General features: G+C 66.6%; 20 protein-coding genes. 11 read left to right on the top strand and 9 right to left on the bottom strand.

The features are described from left to right. Nucleotides 1-122: 122 nt before the first annotated feature. Nucleotides 123-2,489, bottom strand: coding sequence for an LPS-assembly protein LptD (locus tag ACWIKC_RS09515; protein ID WP_454597266.1), 2,367 nt, complete (start codon nucleotides 2,487-2,489; stop codon nucleotides 123-125). A gap of 103 nt (nucleotides 2,490-2,592) precedes the next feature. Between ACWIKC_RS09515 and ACWIKC_RS09510 the strand changes: the two genes are divergently transcribed. The 5 genes from ACWIKC_RS09510 (at nucleotide 2,593) to ndk (ending at nucleotide 5,703) form a co-directional block, all read left to right on the top strand. After that, a complete protein-coding gene (locus ACWIKC_RS09510) occupies nucleotides 2,593-4,047 on the top strand; it encodes a leucyl aminopeptidase (RefSeq protein ID WP_454597265.1) in 1,455 nt (484 codons plus the stop codon). A 9-nt stretch (nucleotides 4,048-4,056) separates the two neighbouring features. Beyond that, complete coding sequence (locus tag ACWIKC_RS09505) at nucleotides 4,057-4,215, top strand: DUF2256 domain-containing protein (protein ID WP_454597264.1); 159 nt, start codon at nucleotides 4,057-4,059, stop codon at nucleotides 4,213-4,215. Between the two features lie 4 nt (nucleotides 4,216-4,219). Beyond that, nucleotides 4,220-4,657 carry a DNA polymerase III subunit chi gene (locus tag ACWIKC_RS09500; RefSeq protein ID WP_454597263.1) on the top strand — a complete coding sequence of 146 codons (438 nt, stop codon included), beginning with the start codon at nucleotides 4,220-4,222 and terminating at the stop codon, nucleotides 4,655-4,657. Nucleotides 4,658-4,687: 30 nt separating this feature from the next. Continuing rightward, nucleotides 4,688-5,197 carry a hypothetical protein gene (locus ACWIKC_RS09495; protein ID WP_454597262.1) on the top strand — a complete coding sequence of 170 codons (510 nt, stop codon included), beginning with the start codon at nucleotides 4,688-4,690 and terminating at the stop codon, nucleotides 5,195-5,197. Nucleotides 5,198-5,280: 83 nt separating this feature from the next. Continuing rightward, nucleotides 5,281-5,703 carry a nucleoside-diphosphate kinase gene (gene ndk, locus ACWIKC_RS09490; protein WP_454597261.1) on the top strand — a complete coding sequence of 141 codons (423 nt, stop codon included), beginning with the start codon at nucleotides 5,281-5,283 and terminating at the stop codon, nucleotides 5,701-5,703. Nucleotides 5,704-5,755: 52 nt separating this feature from the next. Here the strand turns inward: ndk and ACWIKC_RS09485 are convergent, their stop codons facing one another. The 3 genes from ACWIKC_RS09485 to purM are packed head-to-tail and all read right to left on the bottom strand — an operon-like array spanning nucleotide 5,756 to nucleotide 9,076. Next, on the bottom strand, nucleotides 5,756-6,997 hold the full coding sequence (locus tag ACWIKC_RS09485) for a sulfotransferase family protein (protein ID WP_454597260.1): 1,242 nt from the start codon (nucleotides 6,995-6,997) through the stop codon (nucleotides 5,756-5,758). 14 nt (nucleotides 6,998-7,011) lie between these two features. Next, nucleotides 7,012-7,923, bottom strand: coding sequence for a phosphoribosylglycinamide formyltransferase (gene purN / locus ACWIKC_RS09480; protein ID WP_454599477.1), 912 nt, complete (start codon nucleotides 7,921-7,923; stop codon nucleotides 7,012-7,014). A gap of 55 nt (nucleotides 7,924-7,978) precedes the next feature. After that, nucleotides 7,979-9,076, bottom strand: coding sequence for a phosphoribosylformylglycinamidine cyclo-ligase (gene purM, locus ACWIKC_RS09475; protein ID WP_454597259.1), 1,098 nt, complete (start codon nucleotides 9,074-9,076; stop codon nucleotides 7,979-7,981). 67 nt (nucleotides 9,077-9,143) lie between these two features. Between purM and ACWIKC_RS09470 the strand changes: the two genes are divergently transcribed. Genes ACWIKC_RS09470 through ACWIKC_RS09455 form a run of 4 tightly spaced genes read left to right on the top strand, consistent with a single transcriptional unit; the run spans nucleotide 9,144 to nucleotide 12,162 of the window. Further along, nucleotides 9,144-10,430, top strand: a complete 1,287-nt coding sequence (locus tag ACWIKC_RS09470; RefSeq protein WP_454597258.1) for a heavy-metal-associated domain-containing protein — start codon at nucleotides 9,144-9,146, stop codon at nucleotides 10,428-10,430. Nucleotides 10,431-10,446: 16 nt separating this feature from the next. Continuing rightward, nucleotides 10,447-11,055 carry an ATPase gene (locus ACWIKC_RS09465; protein WP_454597257.1) on the top strand — a complete coding sequence of 203 codons (609 nt, stop codon included), beginning with the start codon at nucleotides 10,447-10,449 and terminating at the stop codon, nucleotides 11,053-11,055. 28 nt (nucleotides 11,056-11,083) lie between these two features. Further along, the gene (gene epsC / locus ACWIKC_RS09460) at nucleotides 11,084-11,797 is read left to right on the top strand and encodes a serine O-acetyltransferase EpsC (RefSeq protein WP_454597256.1); all 714 of its coding nucleotides are present in this window, start codon (nucleotides 11,084-11,086) and stop codon (nucleotides 11,795-11,797) included. Then, entirely contained in the window at nucleotides 11,797-12,162 is a 366-nt protein-coding gene (locus ACWIKC_RS09455; protein ID WP_454597255.1) for a DUF2794 domain-containing protein, read from the top strand. The genes epsC and ACWIKC_RS09455 overlap by 1 nt, the downstream gene beginning before the upstream one ends. Before the next feature lie 4 nt (nucleotides 12,163-12,166). Here ACWIKC_RS09455 and ACWIKC_RS09450 read toward each other — a convergent pair whose 3' ends face one another. The 3 genes from ACWIKC_RS09450 to ACWIKC_RS09440 form a co-directional block, all read right to left on the bottom strand. Then, complete coding sequence (locus tag ACWIKC_RS09450) at nucleotides 12,167-13,321, bottom strand: hypothetical protein (protein ID WP_454597254.1); 1,155 nt, start codon at nucleotides 13,319-13,321, stop codon at nucleotides 12,167-12,169. Nucleotides 13,322-13,405: 84 nt separating this feature from the next. Continuing rightward, complete coding sequence (locus ACWIKC_RS09445; protein ID WP_454597253.1) at nucleotides 13,406-14,335, bottom strand: SDR family NAD(P)-dependent oxidoreductase; 930 nt, start codon at nucleotides 14,333-14,335, stop codon at nucleotides 13,406-13,408. A gap of 117 nt (nucleotides 14,336-14,452) precedes the next feature. Further along, entirely contained in the window at nucleotides 14,453-15,130 is a 678-nt protein-coding gene (locus tag ACWIKC_RS09440) for an HAD-IA family hydrolase (protein WP_454597252.1), read from the bottom strand. 60 nt (nucleotides 15,131-15,190) lie between these two features. Between ACWIKC_RS09440 and glmU the strand changes: the two genes are divergently transcribed. Then, entirely contained in the window at nucleotides 15,191-16,570 is a 1,380-nt protein-coding gene (glmU, locus tag ACWIKC_RS09435) for a bifunctional UDP-N-acetylglucosamine diphosphorylase/glucosamine-1-phosphate N-acetyltransferase GlmU (RefSeq protein WP_454597251.1), read from the top strand. Beyond that, nucleotides 16,570-17,169: a hypothetical protein gene (locus ACWIKC_RS09430; protein WP_454597250.1), complete on the top strand. Its 600-nt coding sequence runs from the start codon at nucleotides 16,570-16,572 to the stop codon at nucleotides 17,167-17,169. Before glmU ends, ACWIKC_RS09430 begins: the two co-directional genes overlap by 1 nt. 65 nt (nucleotides 17,170-17,234) lie before the next feature. Here ACWIKC_RS09430 and ACWIKC_RS09425 read toward each other — a convergent pair whose 3' ends face one another. Together ACWIKC_RS09425 and ACWIKC_RS09420 are read right to left on the bottom strand one after the other, a co-directional pair. Next, nucleotides 17,235-17,492 (bottom strand): ATP synthase F1 subunit epsilon, encoded by a 258-nt coding sequence (locus ACWIKC_RS09425; RefSeq protein ID WP_454597249.1) that lies wholly within the window; start codon nucleotides 17,490-17,492, stop codon nucleotides 17,235-17,237. 2 nt (nucleotides 17,493-17,494) lie between these two features. Beyond that, nucleotides 17,495-18,007 carry a hypothetical protein gene (locus tag ACWIKC_RS09420; RefSeq protein WP_454597248.1) on the bottom strand — a complete coding sequence of 171 codons (513 nt, stop codon included), beginning with the start codon at nucleotides 18,005-18,007 and terminating at the stop codon, nucleotides 17,495-17,497. Between the last annotated feature and the right edge of the window lie 16 nt (nucleotides 18,008-18,023).

Below are 18,023 nucleotides of genomic sequence, written 5' to 3'. Positions count from 1 at the left end.
TCCCTGGCCATGCCAGGCTTAACCGTAGCTGATTGGCGCGCCGGATAGCGCGTTTGCAGCGCGCTGCCAACGGGGCCGCGTCTGGCGACGCGGGCCATGCCCCGGCGCAGGGCGAAACGCGCTCAGCGGAAACCCAGATTGCGCAGGCTGAAATAGAGCTGGAAGGTGTCGCCGCGCTCGGCATCGCCGCTGCTGACATAGTCGCGGCGCCAGGTCAGGCCCATCTCGATGCAGTCGTCCTGATAGGCGACCCCGAGCCGGGTGCGGATGGCTTCGAATCCGTCGGAAGCGAAGGTTGGATCCTCGGCCTGGTCGGTGAGGTTGAACACGCCCGAACCGAACACCGACCAATAGTCGAGGAAGGCGACGCGCACCGCCGCGCGCAATTCCTCGCGGTCCTGCAGATCCTCGACTTCGGTGATATCGCGGTTGAGCCGCAGATAGCCGATCTCGGCATAGGTGCGCGCCGAACCGACGGTGGCGTCGATCTCGTTGCGGCGGATCGCGAGGCTGTCCTTGTCGAGTCGGAAGCGATGGGTGAATTTGACGAAATCGCGGAAACGCACCTCGGTCCGCCCGACCATATCGGAAACCCGCTCCGACAGGCCGGTTCCGTCGATCAGGATGCCGGGATCGCGGGCGAGCCGGTAGGACTGGCCCAGCGTCGACTTCACGGCCCAGCCCGGCCGCCGCAGCTGCCAGTCGAAGCCATAGGTCAGCCGCACCCCGTCCTCGACGCGGTCGTAGCCGGGGAAGCGGTTGAGCGCGAAGAGGTTGGAATCCTCCAGATCGATCGCGCGGGCATCCTCGTTGGGGATCGCCAGATTGCGGATCGGCGGCGTCGCGACCAGTTGTACCCGCGGGGTGAAAACCTGCTCACCGCCTGCGAACTCGCCCACGAGCGGCCAGCTGACATCCACTGCGGCGAGCGCGATTCCGCGACCCTGCCAGCCCGGTTCGCCACGATAGAGCGGCGTCGGGGTGAGCAGGTTCTCGTCCGAATGATAGACGTCGCCGCGCAGCAGGCCGGTCAGCTGGACAACCTGGCCCAGCCCGGTGATCCGCCGCAGATCCCAGCGCGCGCGGGCGAAGGCGCGCTGCGTGTCCTGCCCTTCCTGGCGCAGGATCGCGAGACTGTTGGCCTGCAACTCGACCTTGCCGCCGAGCAGTGGATCGTCGAGCCGCTTGCGGTAGTCGATCGCGGGCAGCGCCAGCGGCACCTGGCCCTGTGGCGCGCCGAGCCGCAGCGTCTGCGTCGCCCAGCCGGCGATCGAGAGGTAGGAATCGCGGTCGATTCGCTCAAGCTCGACCATGGAGCGCAGACGATCGTCGCGGCTGATGTCGTAGCGCCGCAGGAAGGTCCGGTCGCTCGCCGCCCGGAGCGACCCGGTCAGGCTCCACTCGGGAGAAAACTGGAAGCGTCCATTGGCGAATACATAGCCGCGCGGATCGCGCTCGCTGGTCGGGGCGCCGGTGAAGGTGGAGATGCGGCTGCTGTGGGTGGCGTAGCCGGTGATCTGGAACGCGCCTTTGTCCGCCAGCTGGCGGTACTGCGCGCTCACCATCGGCGGCGCGCCGGTGAACAGATAGGCGCTGGCGGTCAGGTCACGGTTTTCGGCTAGCCGCCAGTAGTAGCTGCCGCTGACCTCGACGCCGTTGCTTTCGGAGATGCGCAGGTCGGGCACCAGGAAACCGGCCACCGCGCCGCCATCGGTGCGGATCGACAGGCCCGGCAGCGGCAGGATGCGCGCGCCGAACAATTCGAGGTAGGCGTTGCGGAACCGCACCTGGCTGCTCTGCGGATCGTAGCTCACCCGCTCGGCGGTGATCCGCCAGCTGGGCGATTTGTCGCAACCCGCCGGCGTCGTCACCGCGCAGGCGCTGTAGGCGGCCTGCGAGAGCGTGATCGTGCCATCCGCCTCACGCAGCCCCGATTGCGCCGCCAGCCGCCCACCCTGACGCAAAGCGAGCAGTAGGTCCTCCATCGCCCCGGTTTGGAACTCGTCGGTGAGCGTGACCCTGTCCGAATAGAGCTGGTTGCCGTTCTCGTCGACGAAGCGGACCCGGCCGGTGGCGAGGATCTCGCCGCTGCGCCGGTTCCAGCTGACATTGTCGGCGCGCACCGAGCGATCGCCGCTGCGCAGCACCACATTGCCCGCCGCGGTGACGGTATCGGTCTCCTCGTCGAAGCTGAGCGTCTGGGCCTCGAAATCGATCGCCTGGCCGTCGCTTGCCGCTGCGCTCAGGACCGGCTCGGGTTCCTGGGACAGGTCCTGTGCCGCCTCGTCGGTGGCGACCGGATCGCGCGGTGGGGGGAGATCGACCTGCTCCTGCGCGGTGGCCATTCCCGCTGCCGCCCCTTCCTGCGCCGCGAGCTGCGCGGGCGTCAGGATGAAGGCCAGCGCGCAAGCGGACGCGGCCAGCCGTGCCTGAAGCGAGCGGGCCTGAAACGAGCAGGAACTGGGCGCGCGGCAGCGGAGCGAGGGCATGCCTTGCCTATCGCACTGCGTCCGCCTAATCGCAATCGGCATCCGAAAGGGGGCGTCGTGGCCTGGAGCCGCAGCGTCCCGATCCAGAATTCCGGGAGATCCCATGAACATCGAATTTAGCCAGTCTCGTCCTGAAGGGCTGCGGCTCATCGCCCAAACCGCCGACAAGGGCAAGCTTCCCGAAGGCCTCGAGCCCGCCATGAAGCAAGGCGCCGACGCGGCGCGTTTCAAGGGCCGCGTCGGCCAGGTCTTCGACGGTTTCGTCGAGCGAGACGGTGCGGTGATCCGCGTCGCCCTCGCGGGAGCCGGGGATCCGGGTGATGCCAAGCGCTCCGCCAATCTGGAACGCACCGGCGCAGCGCTGGCGGCGAAATTCCAATCCGCTGGTGTCGAGAAAATCGGTCTCGATGGCGGCAATCTCAAGGCGGACGAGCTGGCGCATCTGCTGATGGGCCTGCGGCTGCGCAACTGGCGCTACGACGTCTATCGCACCAAGATGAAGGACGAGCAGAAGATCACGCTCAAGAGCGTCGTCGTCTTCAACCCGCCCGAGGGCGGCGAAGCGGCCTGGTCTGCGGCCGAGCCGGTCGCCGAAGGCGTCGAATTCACCCGCGAGCTGGTCACCGAACCCGCCAATGCGATCTATCCCGAAACCTTCGTCGAACGCTGCCAGGCGCGCTTCGATGGCACCGGCGCTGAGCTGATCGTCCTCGACGAGACGCAGATGCACGAGCTGGGTATGGGCGCGCTGCTCGGCGTCGGGCAGGGCTCGATGCGCGAATCGCGCATCCTCGCCATCCGCTGGAACGGCGGCAAGCAGGGCGAAGCGCCGCTGGCCTTCGTCGGCAAGGGCGTGACCTTCGACACCGGCGGCATCTCGATCAAGCCGGGACCGGGCATGGAAGACATGAAGTGGGACATGGGCGGCGGCGGCGCGGTCGCTGGCGGCATGCTCGCGCTGGTCAAGCGCAAGGCCAAGGCCAATGTCGTCGGTGTGATCGGGCTGGTCGAGAACATGCCCGATGGCGCGGCGCAGCGCCCGGGCGATGTCGTCACCTCGATGTCGGGGCAGACCATCGAAATCCTCAACACCGATGCCGAAGGGCGGCTGGTGCTGTGCGATGCGCTCCACTGGACGCAGAAGGAATTCCAGCCCGCCCGCGTGGTCGATTTCGCCACGCTGACCGGCGCGATCATCGTTTCGCTGGGTCACGAGCATGCCGGCGTGTTCTCCAACAATGACGAGCTGTGGTCCGATCTCGACAAGGCCGGCAAAACCAGCGGCGACAGCGTCTGGCGCATGCCGATGGGCCCGGCCTACGACAAGTTGATCGAATCGCCGATCGCCGACATGAAGAACATCGGCGGCAAGGCGGCCGGATCGATCACCGCGGCGCAATTCCTCCAGCGCTTCATCATGGACGACACGCCCTGGGCGCATGTCGATATCGCCGGCACGGTGTGGACCGACAAGGCGGGTGCGACCTGGGACAAGGGCGCAAGCGGCTTCGGCGTGCGGCTGATGGACCAGCTGGTCGCCGACACGATCGAGCGCTGAGCCGCGCAGATGGCGGGCGGCACGGGCAGGATGCGGCGCAAGGGCGACCTGCCGTCGAAGACCTGTGCCGCCTGCGGCCTACCCTTCGCCTGGCGCAAGAAATGGGCGCGCGACTGGGAGCAGGTGAAATTCTGCTCCGACCGTTGTCGCAGCGCGAAGACGGCCTGAAGCGATGCGGGTCGATTTCTACCAGCTGAGCCGCGATCCGGTCGAACAGGTCGTGCCGCTGCTTGCGCGCAAGGCGCTGCAGGCCGGCCAGCGGATGCTGGTGGTGAGCGGCGATGGCGAGCAGCGCGCCGCCGTGTCGCGAGCGTTGTGGAGCGAGGGCGGTACGCATTTTCTCGCCCATGGCGAAGCGGGTGAAGCGCATGCTGCCCGCCAGCCGATCCTGCTCTCCGAGAATTGCGAGGCGCCCAACGAGGCGCGGATGGTGATACTCGCCGATGGTGTCTGGCGCGAGGAGGCCGGCGCGTTCGAGCGCGCCTTCCTGCTGTTCGATGCCGCGGCGACGCAGAATGCGCGCGATTTGTGGCGCAGCTTTCGCGCGCGCGACACGATCGAGAGCCATGCCTGGAAACAGGAGGACGGTGGCTGGACCGAAGTGGGGTGACTCCGCGTTGTATGGGCAAAGGAGAGTTCCATGCGCCTTGCCGGCACCGCCATTCCCGCCAGCCTAATCCTCGCGGCCTGCAGCCCCGCTCCCGAAGAGGAAACGGTGGCTGAGCAGGAGGCCCAGCAATTCGAGACCGGCAGCTATGAGGTCGACCCAGAAACCGGCGAGACCCGCGCGGTCGTCAACAATGAAGACGGTACCACCACCATGCGCGCGGGCGAGACGGTCGTCCCGCGGCTTCCCAAGGGCTTCAGCATCTATCCCGGCGCCGAAATCCGCAACACCATCCAGATCGGCCGCGACGAGGCGACCGGGGTGATGGTGTCGCTGGCGAGCGAAGACAGCCCCGCCGATCTGGTCGGTTTCTACCGCCGCCAGGCCGAGGCCGCCGGTGTCGCCATCGAGCTCGACCTGCAGACCGCCGCGATGACCATGATCGCGGGCGAATCGCCCGACGGGACCAGCTTCGCCTTCCAGGCCAGCGGCGCAACCGGCGAGACCAGTGGCCAGCTAACGCTGCGGCGCGGACTCAACTGACTCTTGCCCGCACCCGGGCGCGGCGCTAGGGGCGCGGCCAATCCTGCGACATTTTCATCCCTGCGACTACGAGGATATTTCCCATGGCGACCACCCGTACCTTTTCGATCATCAAGCCCGACGCCACGCGCCGCAATCTGACCGGCGCGGTCACCAAGATGCTGGAGGAAGCCGGCCTGCGCGTCGTCGCTTCCAAGCGCATCATGATGACCGAGGAGCAGGCCAAGGGCTTCTACGAGGTCCACAAGGACCGCCCATTCTACGGCGAGCTGGTCACCTTCATGACCAGCGGTCCGGTGGTGGTCCAGGTGCTCGAGGGCGAAGATGCGGTAAAGCGCAACCGCGACGTGATGGGTGCGACCAACCCCGCCGACGCCGCCGAGGGCACGATCCGCAAGGCCTATGCCGAGAACATCGAGGCCAATTCGGTCCATGGTTCGGATTCCGAAGAGAACGCCGCGACCGAGATCGCCTTCTTCTTCAACGAAGACGAAATCGTCGGCTGATCCCGCTGGCGGGGGAGTGCGAGACTGCTCGTTCTTCCCCGCGCCGCTGGAATCAGGTCTGGCGAACCGCGGCAGTTTCGGCGCGCGGTTGCCCGGACTTCGATCCGAAGCCCGCAATCTGCGCGCGATGGTCCTTGTGGCCGTCGCGCGATGCGCGCGCCCGTTCGCGCGCCATTGCGGACCGCGCTGCTGGTGACAGCTCGATACCCAGATCCTTGTAGACGCGTTGCAATGTCGCCTCGCTGTCCTTGGAGAGCTCTTCGAAGCCGACGCGAGCAAGCGGACCGGCGAAATCGGCCAGCGCGGCCTCGGTCCGCGCCTCGCGCAGCGCGATTTTTCGACGCCATTCGAGCCGGATAGCTGCCAGGTCGGCATGGTCTGACTGGAACGCGGACTGGCTCGCCACCATCGAGATCGAGCTTTCGAGCACCGCCTCGTCGTCGCGCTGGGCGACAACGATCCGGGCCTCGGGAAACTGGTCCAGCAAAGCCGGCAAGGCCTCCGAATATTGCGGACATTTGAGCACCCGCGGCAGTCCGGCATTGCCCGTTGCCGCCGCATCGCTGCGCAGAATTCGCGCAAATTCACGATAAATCGATGTTGAATCAGTATCTTCGTTAAACGCCACAAAACTCGGGATGCGCCATTGCGCCTCATAGGCGCAGGCGTCGAGCGCGTAGGACAGCCAGCTGATCTCCTCGTCCACCCGCGTCGCGCCGAAGGGATGCAGCGTGTCGAGCCAGGGGTTGATCCGCCGTGCCAGTGCCAGAGTAAAGCCGCTCTTGACCGGCCGCCAGTCGGGTCTCGCCGGGACCGGGTCGAGTGCGTTGCAGAAACGCGTCCCTGCATGCGCCGGATCGGCCGAAAGCAGCCGGTGGAGCCGCGTCGTCCCGGCGCGCATCTGGCCGACCACCACGATCGGCGGGGCGATCGGCGCGGTCGCAAGCTCGGGTTGCTCGCGCCACATGCGGCCCAGCGCATGGCGCTTGCGGATCGCCGCGGTAAGCTGGCCATAGGCCATGGTGTGGCCGAGCGCGTTGAGCGCGGCTTCCTCGGTCAGGCTGGTGCAGAGACGTTCAAGCCGATCGCGAAAATCGGCGACATCCTCGGGCGAGCGGACCGAAATCTCGTCTGCGAGTTCGAAGCCCTCGCTGCCCTTGCGCCACAGGAATTCGGGATCGAGCGGCGGCCTGACTGTCAGTCCGTGCTGCCACATCCGCGCGATCATGCGGTCGGCGTTGCGCGCGAAGCCGGAGCGGGCAAGCGGATGCGAGCGGGGAGGGGTGGCAGGCATGGCGAGGGGGCGTCTCAGAACTCGTCCGCCGCGTCGAGCAGGTGAGTCAGGCGCTTTGGCGCGACCGCGCGCCAGCTGCGCTCGAGCCAATAATCGACCTGCTCCCACTCGAGACCCGGCCGGTCGAGAACCAGGCCGACCCAGCCGCTCGCGCCATAAAAGGCCGGCTTGAAGAAGGCTTCGGGATCGCCGGCGATCAGCGATTCCTGTTCATCGGGTCCGCCGGTCTTCACGAGCAGCGCGATGGCCTGCGATCCATGATGGAAGGCACTGAAATAGGAGAAATACTTGCCGCTCTTGCCCTGTGTCCGCCAGCCCGGCGCGCCGTGGCTGGGGCGTTCCTCGACCTCCGCGAGCGCCAGTGCCCTGCGGCGCACCTCGCCCAGCAGCCAGTCGGGATCGCTGGCCCGCGAAACATAGGCGCTCAGCACGCGGGGGTAGAGCTGGTGCTCGGCCAACCGGACGCGAGTGGCGAGGCTCTCGGGCGTATCGTCGGGGCGGATCGCAACCTCGGCGCGACCGAGCGCTTCGCCCATGTCGAGTTCGTCGGTCACCAGATGCACCGTCGCCCCGGCCTTGGCATCGCCCGCCGCGATGGCCCGGGCATGCGTCTCGAGCCCGGGATAGAGCGGCAGCAGCGAGGGGTGGATGTTGAGCAGCCGCCCCTTCCAGCGCGCGACGAAGCCGGGCGTCAGGATCCGCATATAGCCCGCCAGCGCGATATAGTCGGCGCCCGCATCGATGGCGGCCTGCTCCAACAGCGCATCGTGCTCTTCGCGGTCCATCCCCTTGTGAGCCTTCGCAAATGTGGCGATCCCCTCGCCACGGGCCAGCTCCAGCCCCTCTGCCTCGGGATCGTTGCTCGCGACCAGCACCACCTCATAGGGCGATCCCGGCTGGCGCCCGGCATACAGCAGCGCGGCCATGTTGGTGCCGATCCCCGAGATAAAGACCGCGACCCTGGCCTTGTCGCGGTTGGGCTCAGCCAAGATGGCGGGCCTCCCAGGCCGCGTCGGCACCCCAGGTTCCGGCGCTGCCGCGCACGGTGCAGCCGCGCTCACCCGGTTCGATCGCACCGATCCGCAGGACGATCTCGCCTGCTGTCTCGAGTACGCCGGTCAGCGCATCGACATCGCTCGCATCCACCACGAGCACCATGCCGACGCCGCAATTGAAGGTGCGCGCCATCTCCGCCGGTACAATCGCGCCCTGTTGCTGCAGGAACGCCATCAGGCCTGGCTGCTGCCAGGCATCCGCATCGACCACGGCATGCGCGCCCTCGGGCAGGACGCGCGGGATATTCTCGAGCAACCCGCCGCCGGTGATATGCGCCAGGGCCGCGATCAGACCGGCACGGATTGGATCCAGCAAGCCCTTCACATAAATGCGGGTCGGTTCGATCAATGCATCGATCAGCCTGCGTTCGGCGTCGAACGGGGCGGGCGCGTCGAGCTGCCAGCCTTTGTCCTCCGCCAGCCGCCGGACCAGCGAATAGCCGTTGGAATGCACCCCCGAACTGGCAAGCCCGAGCAGCACCTGCCCCGGTGCAACCCGTTCGCCGGTGAGCTGTTCGCCGCGCTCGACCGCGCCGACGCAGAAGCCCGCGAGGTCGTAATCGCCCGGCGCATACATCCCCGGCATCTCCGCGGTCTCGCCGCCGATCAGCGCACAGCCGGCCTGCTTGCAGCCCTCGGCGATCCCCGCAACCACCCGCTCGGCGATACCGTTCTCGAGCTTGCCGGTGGCAAAATAATCGAGGAAGAACAGCGGCTCCGCGCCCTGTACGATCAGGTCGTTGACACACATCGCGACCAGGTCGATGCCGACGCTGTCGTGCCGATCATGATCGATCGCCAGCTTGAGCTTGGTCCCGACCCCGTCGTTGGCCGCGACCAGCAGCGGATCGACATAGCCCGCCGCTTTGGGATCGAAGAAGCCGCCGAATCCTCCCAGCTCGCTGTTGGCGCCGGGGCGCGCGGTGGCCTTCGCCAGCGGACCGATCGCCTTGACGAGCGCGTTGCCCGCAGCGATCGAAACGCCCGCATCGGCATAGGTGTAGGGGGAATTCTTGCCATTCATGCCGGGTGCTTTAGCATTCCCGCTTGGATTCGCACGGGGCTTTGGGCAAAAGGCCGGTGTTTTCCCCATGATGCGCTTTGCTCTCCCATCCTTCGGCCGTTCGCAGGCCCTGCCGATCGTCGCTCTGGCGCTGCTTGCGCTGTGCGCGGCCGCGCTGTTCGCGCAGGTCGATGGCGAGCGCGGGATCGCTCCGATTGCCGCATCGAGCGACATTTCGGTCACCGGGGTCGAGGTCGATGTTACCGGCGACGATGCCCAGGACGCCCGCACCAAGGGCTGGGAAGCGGCGCAGCGCAAGGCGTGGGAACGGCTCAAGGGACCCGAACTCTCCGATTCGCAGATCGCGGGGATGGTCTCGGCGATCGTGATCGAGCGCGAGCAGCTCGGCCCACGGCGCTATATCGCGCGGCTCGGCGTGATCTTCGACCGCCAGCGCGCGAACGCCTACCTCGGCGGCGAGGAACGGGCGCGGCGGTCGGCGCCGATGCTGCTGGTCCCGGTCACCGTCTCGGGGGGCACCCAGCTGGTCTACGAGATGCGCAATCCCTGGCAGCGCGCCTGGGCCGAATATCAGGCAGGTTCGAGCCGGATCGATTACGTCCGGCCCTCGGGCGCGGGAAGCGATTCGCTGCTCATCACCTATGGCCAGACCGGGCGGCGCAGCCGACTGTGGTGGCGCAATGTCCTCGACCAGTTCAGCGCTTCGGATGTGCTGATCCCGATCGCCAACCTCGACTATTCCTACCCCGGCGGCCCGGTGACGGGCCGGTTCACCGCGCGCTACGGGCCCGATAACCGTTTTCTCGCCAGCTTCGAAATGAAAGCCGCCAACCCGCAGGCGCTGCCCGACATGCTCGCGCAGGCTGTGACGCGGTTCGATACGATCTTTGCGCAAGCGCTCACCGAAGGGCTGTTGAAACCGGATCCGACGCTCAACCTTGGTACGCCGGAAATCAATCCGGCGCTGTTGCGGCTGATCGAGGCGGGGCAGGCGGCGGATGCGCGCGAGCGGGAGGCGCGCGCTGCCCGCGAACGCGCGGCCCGCGAGGGTGAGACTGCCGAAACCGATGGCACGATCAGCGCCGCACCGGTCAACACGCCGCCGCCCGAGGGCTCGGTCGCGCTCTACACGGTGCAGGTCCAGACCCCTGATGCCGCGGCCTTCAACGCCGCGCTGGCGGATGTCCGCGCGGCGTCGGGCGTCCGCAATGCCGGGATCCGCAGCACCGCGATCGGCGGCACTTCGGTGCTGACGGTGAGCTATTCGGGCTCGATCCAGGATCTCGCTGGCGTCCTGCGCGCGCGCGGCTTCACCGTGCAACAGGGCAACAACGCGCTCCTGATCAGCCGCTAGGCAGGGCGCGGTGTCGATGTCCCAGATCGCGCTCCCTCTCGATTCCGGCGAAGCCGCCCCCTCGCGCATTGTCGTCGGAGCGGGCAATCGCGCCGCGGTCGATGCGCTTAGCCACCCTCAGGACTGGCCCTTCCGCACCGCGGTGCTGCTTGGGCCGCCGCGGTCTGGCAAATCGCTGCTGGCGCGCTGGTTCGCGGCCCAGGGCCACGGCGAGGCCATCGACGGCGCGCAAGAGTGGGACGAGACCGACCTGTTCCATCGCTGGAACCGCACCCAGGAGGATGGCCGACCGCTGCTGCTGGTCGCCGATGGCGAGGCCTGGAACATCGCGCTGCCCGATCTGCGCTCGCGGCTGGGAGGATCGCTGCAGCTCGCGATCACCGCGCCCGACGACGCCATGGTCGCCGAACTGATCGCCGCGCATGCCGAGCAGCGCCGGCTGGCTCTGGCCGATGGCGCGGCGCATTATCTCGTCCCCCGCCTCACCCGCAGCTATGCAGCGATCGAGCGGGTGGTCGCCGAAATCGACCGCATCTCGCTCGAACGCAAGGCGCCCGCCACGTTCTCGGTGTGGCGCGACGCGCTCGACGCGGTTGAGGGTCCGGAGCAGGCCCGCTTGCTTTGACCGGCGAATGGTGGAAGAATCGCAGCCTATGTTCGATCGTCTCACTACCTATCTGGACTCGATCCGCGCGCGCGACCCCGCGCCGCGCTCGCGCTGGGAAATCCTGCTCTATCCCGGCGTCTGGGCGCTGTTCTGGCATCGTGTGGCGCATTGGCTGTTCGAGGCCGAGCTGTACTTCCTCGCGCGACTGATCAACCACACCAGCCGCTTGATGACCGGGATCGACATCCATCCCGGCGCCAGCATCGGGCGCAATTTCTTCGTCGACCACGGTTTTTCGGTGATCGGCGAAACCGCGGTGATCGGCAATGACGTCACCATCTACCAATGCGTCACGCTGGGCGGAACCAACCCGACCAACGGGATAGGCGGCAAGCGCCATCCGACCATCGGCAACAACGTCATCATCGGCTCGGGCGCACAGGTTATCGGACCCATCACCGTGGGCGATCGCGCGCGGATCGGCGCCAATGCGGTGGTCACCGACGATGTGACCGAGGGCGCGACCATGGTCGGCTTCAAGGCGCGCAGCACGCTGGTCCCGGTGGAAACCTACATGCGCGAATTCATGCCCTATGGCACGCCTTGCGACGAACCCTGCGAGCCCGATCCGGGCCGCATCGCCGCGCTCGAAAAGCAGCTCACCGAAATGCGCGCCGAGCTCGAGAGCCTGCGCAGGGCCTTTCCCGAAGCGACCGCCGGTGCCGGGGACGAGAGCCTGCGCAGCGGTACGCAGGACTGATGGCGCACGCCGGAGCGCCGCCGAGCTCGGGCGCGGTGCTGCCCTTTCCGCAGCGCGCACCGCTCCAGGTCGCCTTCACCCGCGCCGAGCTGATTCGTATCCTCGATCTCTACGGTAGGATGGTCGCGGCGGGCGAATGGCGCGATTACGCGATGGATTTTGCGCGCGACATGGCGAGCTTTTCCGCCTTCCGCCGCGCCGCCGAACGCCCGCAGATGCGGGTCGAGAAGCGCCCTTCGCTGCGCAACCGTCAGGGGATGTGGGCGCTGTTCGGCGAACACGGCCAGGTGCTCAAGCGCGGCCACGAGCTTGCCGGCGTCCTCGCACCGATGGAACGCCGGTTGCTCAAGACGGTTGAGGACTGAGCCCTCAGGCGGTGGCGGGCAGCCGCGCCGTCATCGTGGCGGGCATTGCCGCCACAACTGCACGGCGGATCGGGGTCCACATTGCGCTCAGCGTCAACAAGGCCGAACCGATCACCAGCGCGGTCAGCGCGAAGCTGAGTTCCACTGCGCCGAAGCGGTCGAACAGCAGGGTTAGCGCGATCAGTACATAGGCGAGCGCCGAGACCAACAGTGCGCGCCGATCTACCGCCAGCGCGACCAGACCGAAGGCCACATAGACCGCGAGCACCGCCAGCGCCGCGCCGGGGCCGAATGTGCTGCCATCGGTTACCCCGATCAGCACGAACACCGGATGCGCGATCATCGGTGCGGCGAGCAGGTGGAGCCAGAAGGCGACATCGCTGCGCCGCGTCCCGCGCGCCGGATCGCTCATGTCCCAGCGCATGGCGAAAGCGAAGATCGCCAGCCCGACGAGGAACACGATGCCCAGCACGACATCGCCGACATTCTCGGAATTCGGCCCGATCGCCGCGACGATCAGCGCGACCACCGTACCCGCGAGCGCGGCGGTGCCTGCGGCGATGGTGATCGGCACCTGGAAGCGCTTCCAGTGAAGTACGGCGAAACCGGCGGTGAACAGCGCGGCGGCACCGAACAGAAGCGCGCCCAGAGCATCGTTGGACCCGACGTTCGGAACCATGAAGCCCATGATCGCTGCCACCTGCGCAACCATCACCCCGCCGACGAAAGCCAGCAGCAGGATGATGCTGGGCAAGGCCATCCGCCTCTTGCGGGTGAAGAATTCGGCGAGCAGCCAAGCCGTTCCGGCTACGGCAAGGGCGGCCAAAGCCGTCGCGAGGGCCTCGGAGATCCGCCGGACCTCGCTGGTCTGTTCCAGCCATTGGAAATAGGCATCGTCGCCCAGGATCTGATCGGGATAGATCGGCGCGGGGTAGATCGCGCCGCCGATCGCCTGACCAATAGCCGCCATCGCGACGAGCAAAATCACCACGCCGATCGAGACGAACACATCGTTGAACCCGGTGATCAGACGGAAATGCTCGGCGTCGGCCGGCACCGAATCGTTCTGCGCCGCGACATGCACGCGCAGGGCTTCGGCAGCCTCGGCGCTGATCGCCCCGGCCGCGACCGCGGAATTGAGATCCTGCTGGCTGTACATGCCCTATTCTCCCCAACCTGTTCGGCGGGGAGAATAGGCACAGTGTATTAGAGCGTCAATACGCTCCGGTCTTGATCGGCGGGATCAGCTACGCGCGGAGGACGGGCCAGTGCCGGTGACCTTCTGCATAGCGGTCAGGATGTTGCCCGACTGCTCGGAGCCCGACTGCGGCGCCTTGAGGTTGGAGAAGTCGGAGATCGTCTTCCAGTTCTCGGCGAAGCCTTCGACCGTGCGCTGGTCTTCCGGCAGCCAGACCGCATCGTTCATCACCACCCAGGAAGAGTGGAACCCGCCCGCACCGGCGCCGACGATCGCGTTGCTGGGGGCATCCTCGCTGACCAGGAACAGCGCGGCGGGGACCACATTGACCGGGTCGAACAGCTTGAAGGCTTCCTCGGGGAACAGGTCCTCGGTCATCCGCGTGCCCGCGACGGGGCTGAGCGTGTTGACCTTGATGTTGTATTTCGCGCCTTCGAGCTGGAGCGTCTTGGTCAGGCCAGCGAGGCCCAGCTTGGCCGCGCCGTAGTTCGCCTGGCCGAAATTGCCGAACAGCCCGGTCGAACTCGCGGTCATAAGGACGCGGCCATAGGCCTGGTCGCGGAAGGTCTCCCAGCAGGCCTTGGTGGCATAGGCCGAACCGTTGAGGTGGACGTCGACGACGAAGGCGAAGTCTTCGGCGCTCATCTTGGCGAAGGTCTTGTCGCGCAGCACGCCGGCATTGTTGATCAGCACATGGACGCCGCCCCATTTCTGCTTGGCGTCGGCGACCATCTTTTCCATCTGCTCGGGATTTGTGACCGAAGCGCCATTGGCCATCGCGGTGCCGCCGGCCTTTTCGATTTCCTCGACGACCTGCGCGGCCATGTCCGAAGTGCCGGTGCCGTCGCGCGAACCGCCCAGATCGTTGACCACGACCTTGGCGCCGCGTTTGCCGAGCTCGAGCGCGTATTCGCGGCCCAGACCGCCGCCTGCGCCGGTGACGATGGCTACCTTGTCCTTGAAGTCGATGGTCATGATGGATCTCCGATATGGTTTACGTGAACGTCAATCTGAGCGGCGGACTGACATGTTCGCCGCGCGCTTGCAACCGCCAGTTCGACGCCCCGCCGTGCCGTAGGGTCGAGGCGAGGCTCAGCCGCTCGCCAGTCCCTCGAGCGCGGGGATCAACGCGCTGAGCGAATCGATCTCGACATCGGCGCCGAGCTGGCCCGGCGGCTTGTCGCAATAGCCGTAGCGTGCGCCGATCACCGGCACCTTTGCAGCGCGCGCTGCCATGACGTCATAGGTGCTGTCGCCCACGAAGGCAAAGCTGCCTCCGCCGCAGCGAAGCCGCGCCTCGACAAGCGAATCCGGCTCTGGCTTGGCGCGGCCTTTGCCCATGGTGTCGCCGCCGATGATCGTCTCGAAACGATCGACGAGCTTGAGCTTGGTGAGGATCTGGCGGGCGAAATCCTCGAACTTGTTGGTCACGACCGCCAGCTTGACCCCGCGTACCGCGAGCGCGTCGAGGCATTCCTCCGCCCCCGGATAGGCACGCGAGTGTACCGCATTGTTGGCGGCGTAATAGGCCAGCATTTGCTTGTAGAGTGGCCGGAATTCGTTCTCGGGCAGCCCGCCCTGGCGCTCGACCGCGCGCGCCAGCATCACCTTGGCGCCGCCACCGATCAAATCCTTGCTGCTCTCCACCGGGACCGCTTCGAAGCCGCCCAGTTCGAGCGCGTGGTTTACTGCGGCGCCCAGATCGCGGAAACTGTCGAGCAGCGTTCCGTCGAGGTCGAATGCGACAGTGTCGAATGGGAATTTCACCATGCGCGCGGCGGTGGCGGATGCGACTTCAAACCGCAAGCGAATGGTGGCAAGGCGCAGACCATGATCCAGAAACGCGAATTCGCCGCCGTCATTCTCGCCGCGGGCAAGGGCACCCGCATGAAGAGCGACCTGCACAAGGTGCTCCATCCGATCGCCGGTCGGCCGATGCTCAATCACCTGATGGCCGGTGTCGATTATCTCGAGCCTGCCAAGAAGGTGGTGGTGGTCGGTGCCGGGCGCGAACAGCTCGAGGCGGCGCTGGGCGACACCGCGCGCACCTGTTTGCAGGAGCCGCAACTGGGCACCGCCCATGCGGTCCAGCAGGCCGAGAAAGAACTCGAAGGCTTCCACGGCGATGTGCTGGTGCTCTATGGCGATGTGCCCTTCGTACGCGCGGAAACCATGCGCGCCATGCTCGACCGCCTCCACGCCGAGGATATGCCCAAGGCCGTGGTGCTGGGCTTCGAGCCCGAGGATCCGCTGGCCTACGGAAGGGTTATCGCCGATGCCGACGGCCGGATCGGCAAGATGGTCGAGTTCAAGGATGCCAGCGAGGATGAACGCGCCTGCCGGTTGTGCAATTCCGGGCTTATGGCGGCGCGCGCCTCGGACCTCTTCGCGCTGCTGCGCCGGGTCGGCAACGAGAATTCTCAAGGGGAGTATTATCTCCCCGACGTGGTCAATATCGCGATCGCCGACGGTAGCGTGTGCGCCGTGGTGGTCACCGACGCGCCGGGCGAGGTCGCCGGGATCAACAGCCGCTCCGAACTCGCCGCCGCCGAAGCGCAGTGGCAGGCCTTCCGCCGCGAGGAAGCGATGGCCGATGGCGTAACGCTCAAGGCTCCCGAGACGGTGTTCTTCAGCTTCGACACGCAGCTTGGCCGCGATGTGGTGGTCGAACCCAATGTGGTGTTCGGACCCGGCGTCACCGTGGCCCAAGGCGCGCATATCAAGGCCTTCAGCCATATCGAGGGGGCAAGCATCGGCGAGGGCGCGCAGGCCGGACCCTTCGCCCGGTTGCGCCCCGGAACGGTTATGGAAAAGAACAGCTTCGTCGGCAATTTCGTCGAGATGAAGGCGGCGGTGCTGGGCGAGGGCGCCAAGGCCAGCCATCTGACCTATCTGGGCGATGCCGAAGTGGGCGCGGGCGCCAATATCGGCGCGGGCACGATCACCTGCAATTACGACGGCTATTTCAAATCGAAGACCGTGATCGGGGAAAACGCCTTCATCGGCTCCAACAGCGCGCTGATCGCTCCGGTCACCATCGGGCGCGACGCGATCGTGGCGGCGGGCAGCGCGGTTAGCGGCGATGTCGCCGATGGCGATCTGCGGATGGTTCGCGGCGAGCAGATCGTGAAGCCCGGCTGGGCGGACCGCTTCCACGACGCGATGAAAAAGAAGAAAGCTGCTGCAAAGGGCGGGTCGAGGAAGACCTGATGCGGTTGCCGAGCCTGCTCGCGCTGTGGACATTGTCCGCATGCAGCGGGCAGCCGGACAACGGCGATACCGGCGAGACGGACGCGGCGGTTGCTGCGTCCGATAGGTCGCCGGTTGCGGTGATTTCGTCCGCGGCACCGGGCAGCACCGGCGGTGTCGATTGCCGAAGCGGCGAGGAACCGATCTTCTCGTGCAGGACCACCGGCGGGAAGAGGATCGCCGTCTGCGCCACCGGTGCCGGCAAGGTCGAGTATCGCTACGGTGCTGGAACGCCGGAGCTGGTCTTGGAGGGGGGGCGGCTTGCTTCCGTGCCCTATTCCGGCGGCGGCGAGGCGCAGATTGCCTTCGACAATGGCCCGGTGCGCTACGTCGTCTTCAGCCGGACGATCCGCACGAATTTCGAAGCAGGCGAACCCAATTATCCCGCAATCAGCGATGGCGTGATTGTCCTGCGCGATGACGAGATGCTGGCTATGTCGACGTGCGACGATGCCGATGCGATGCCGGTTCAGTACGATGCTGCCGAGAAAAATATGGAACAGCAGGATGAACTGTTCACATATGAAACTGGACGCGCCGATCCGACAGGAGTCGAATAACTCCTCCAACGAAAAAGGGCGACCAACCGGCCGCCCTTCCTCGATTCATATTGCAACGAGGACGCTCAGCCCTCGACGTGCTCCGCCAGCACGGTGAGGCCGTTTTCGCCCACTTCGGCGAAGCCGCCGCGCACTTCGATCAGTTCGGGCGCCGCGCCCTCGGTGCGGTAGACCTGCACCGCGCCGTCGCGGATGGTCGACATGAAGGGCGCATGGCCCTCGAGCACGCCGAATTCGCCCTCCGTGCCGGGGACGACCACCATGTGGACGTCCTCGCTGCGGACCTGCTTGACCGGGGTGACGAGTTCGAAATGCAAAGCCATGATCAATCTTCTCTGTTGTTGCCCGCGTCCTTAGCGGCGGCGGGCTTCGAGTCCAGCCCCCGCCGGTCCAGACGGAGCGCGAGGATTACCGTGATTGCGCCGCCGATCGCATAGCCGAGCATGGTGAGCATCTGCTCCCAGATCATCCGGTAGACGAGCGTCTGCCCCGCAAACAGCGGCACCACCGCGATAACGATGGCGGTGATGGCGAAGGGCAGCAGCAAGCCTTCACGCCGCCCGCGCACCAATTGCACCATGCAGCCGAAATTCACCGCCACGACCGGAAGGGCCAGCGCATAGAGCCAGACGGGCTGCACCGGCTGGCCGAAAATTTGCATTGCCAGCCATTCGAAGGCGTTGTCGAAAGCCTGCCAGTCGTCGACCCGCCAGCGATGGATGTCGAAAGCGGAGATCAGCAGGAAAGTAGCGATTCCGGCCTGCGCCAACCGATGGAGAAGCTTGTCGGCACGGCCGGAGAGCGGGTGGATGGAACGATGGTTGCCCTCGTGTGCCATGTCCCGCGTCTCCGGT

This window comes from Qipengyuania sp. SM2507 (genome assembly GCF_053714505.1).
The sequence above is the reverse complement of the archived record's forward strand: the minus strand, read 5'-3'. Positions and strand labels throughout refer to the sequence as shown.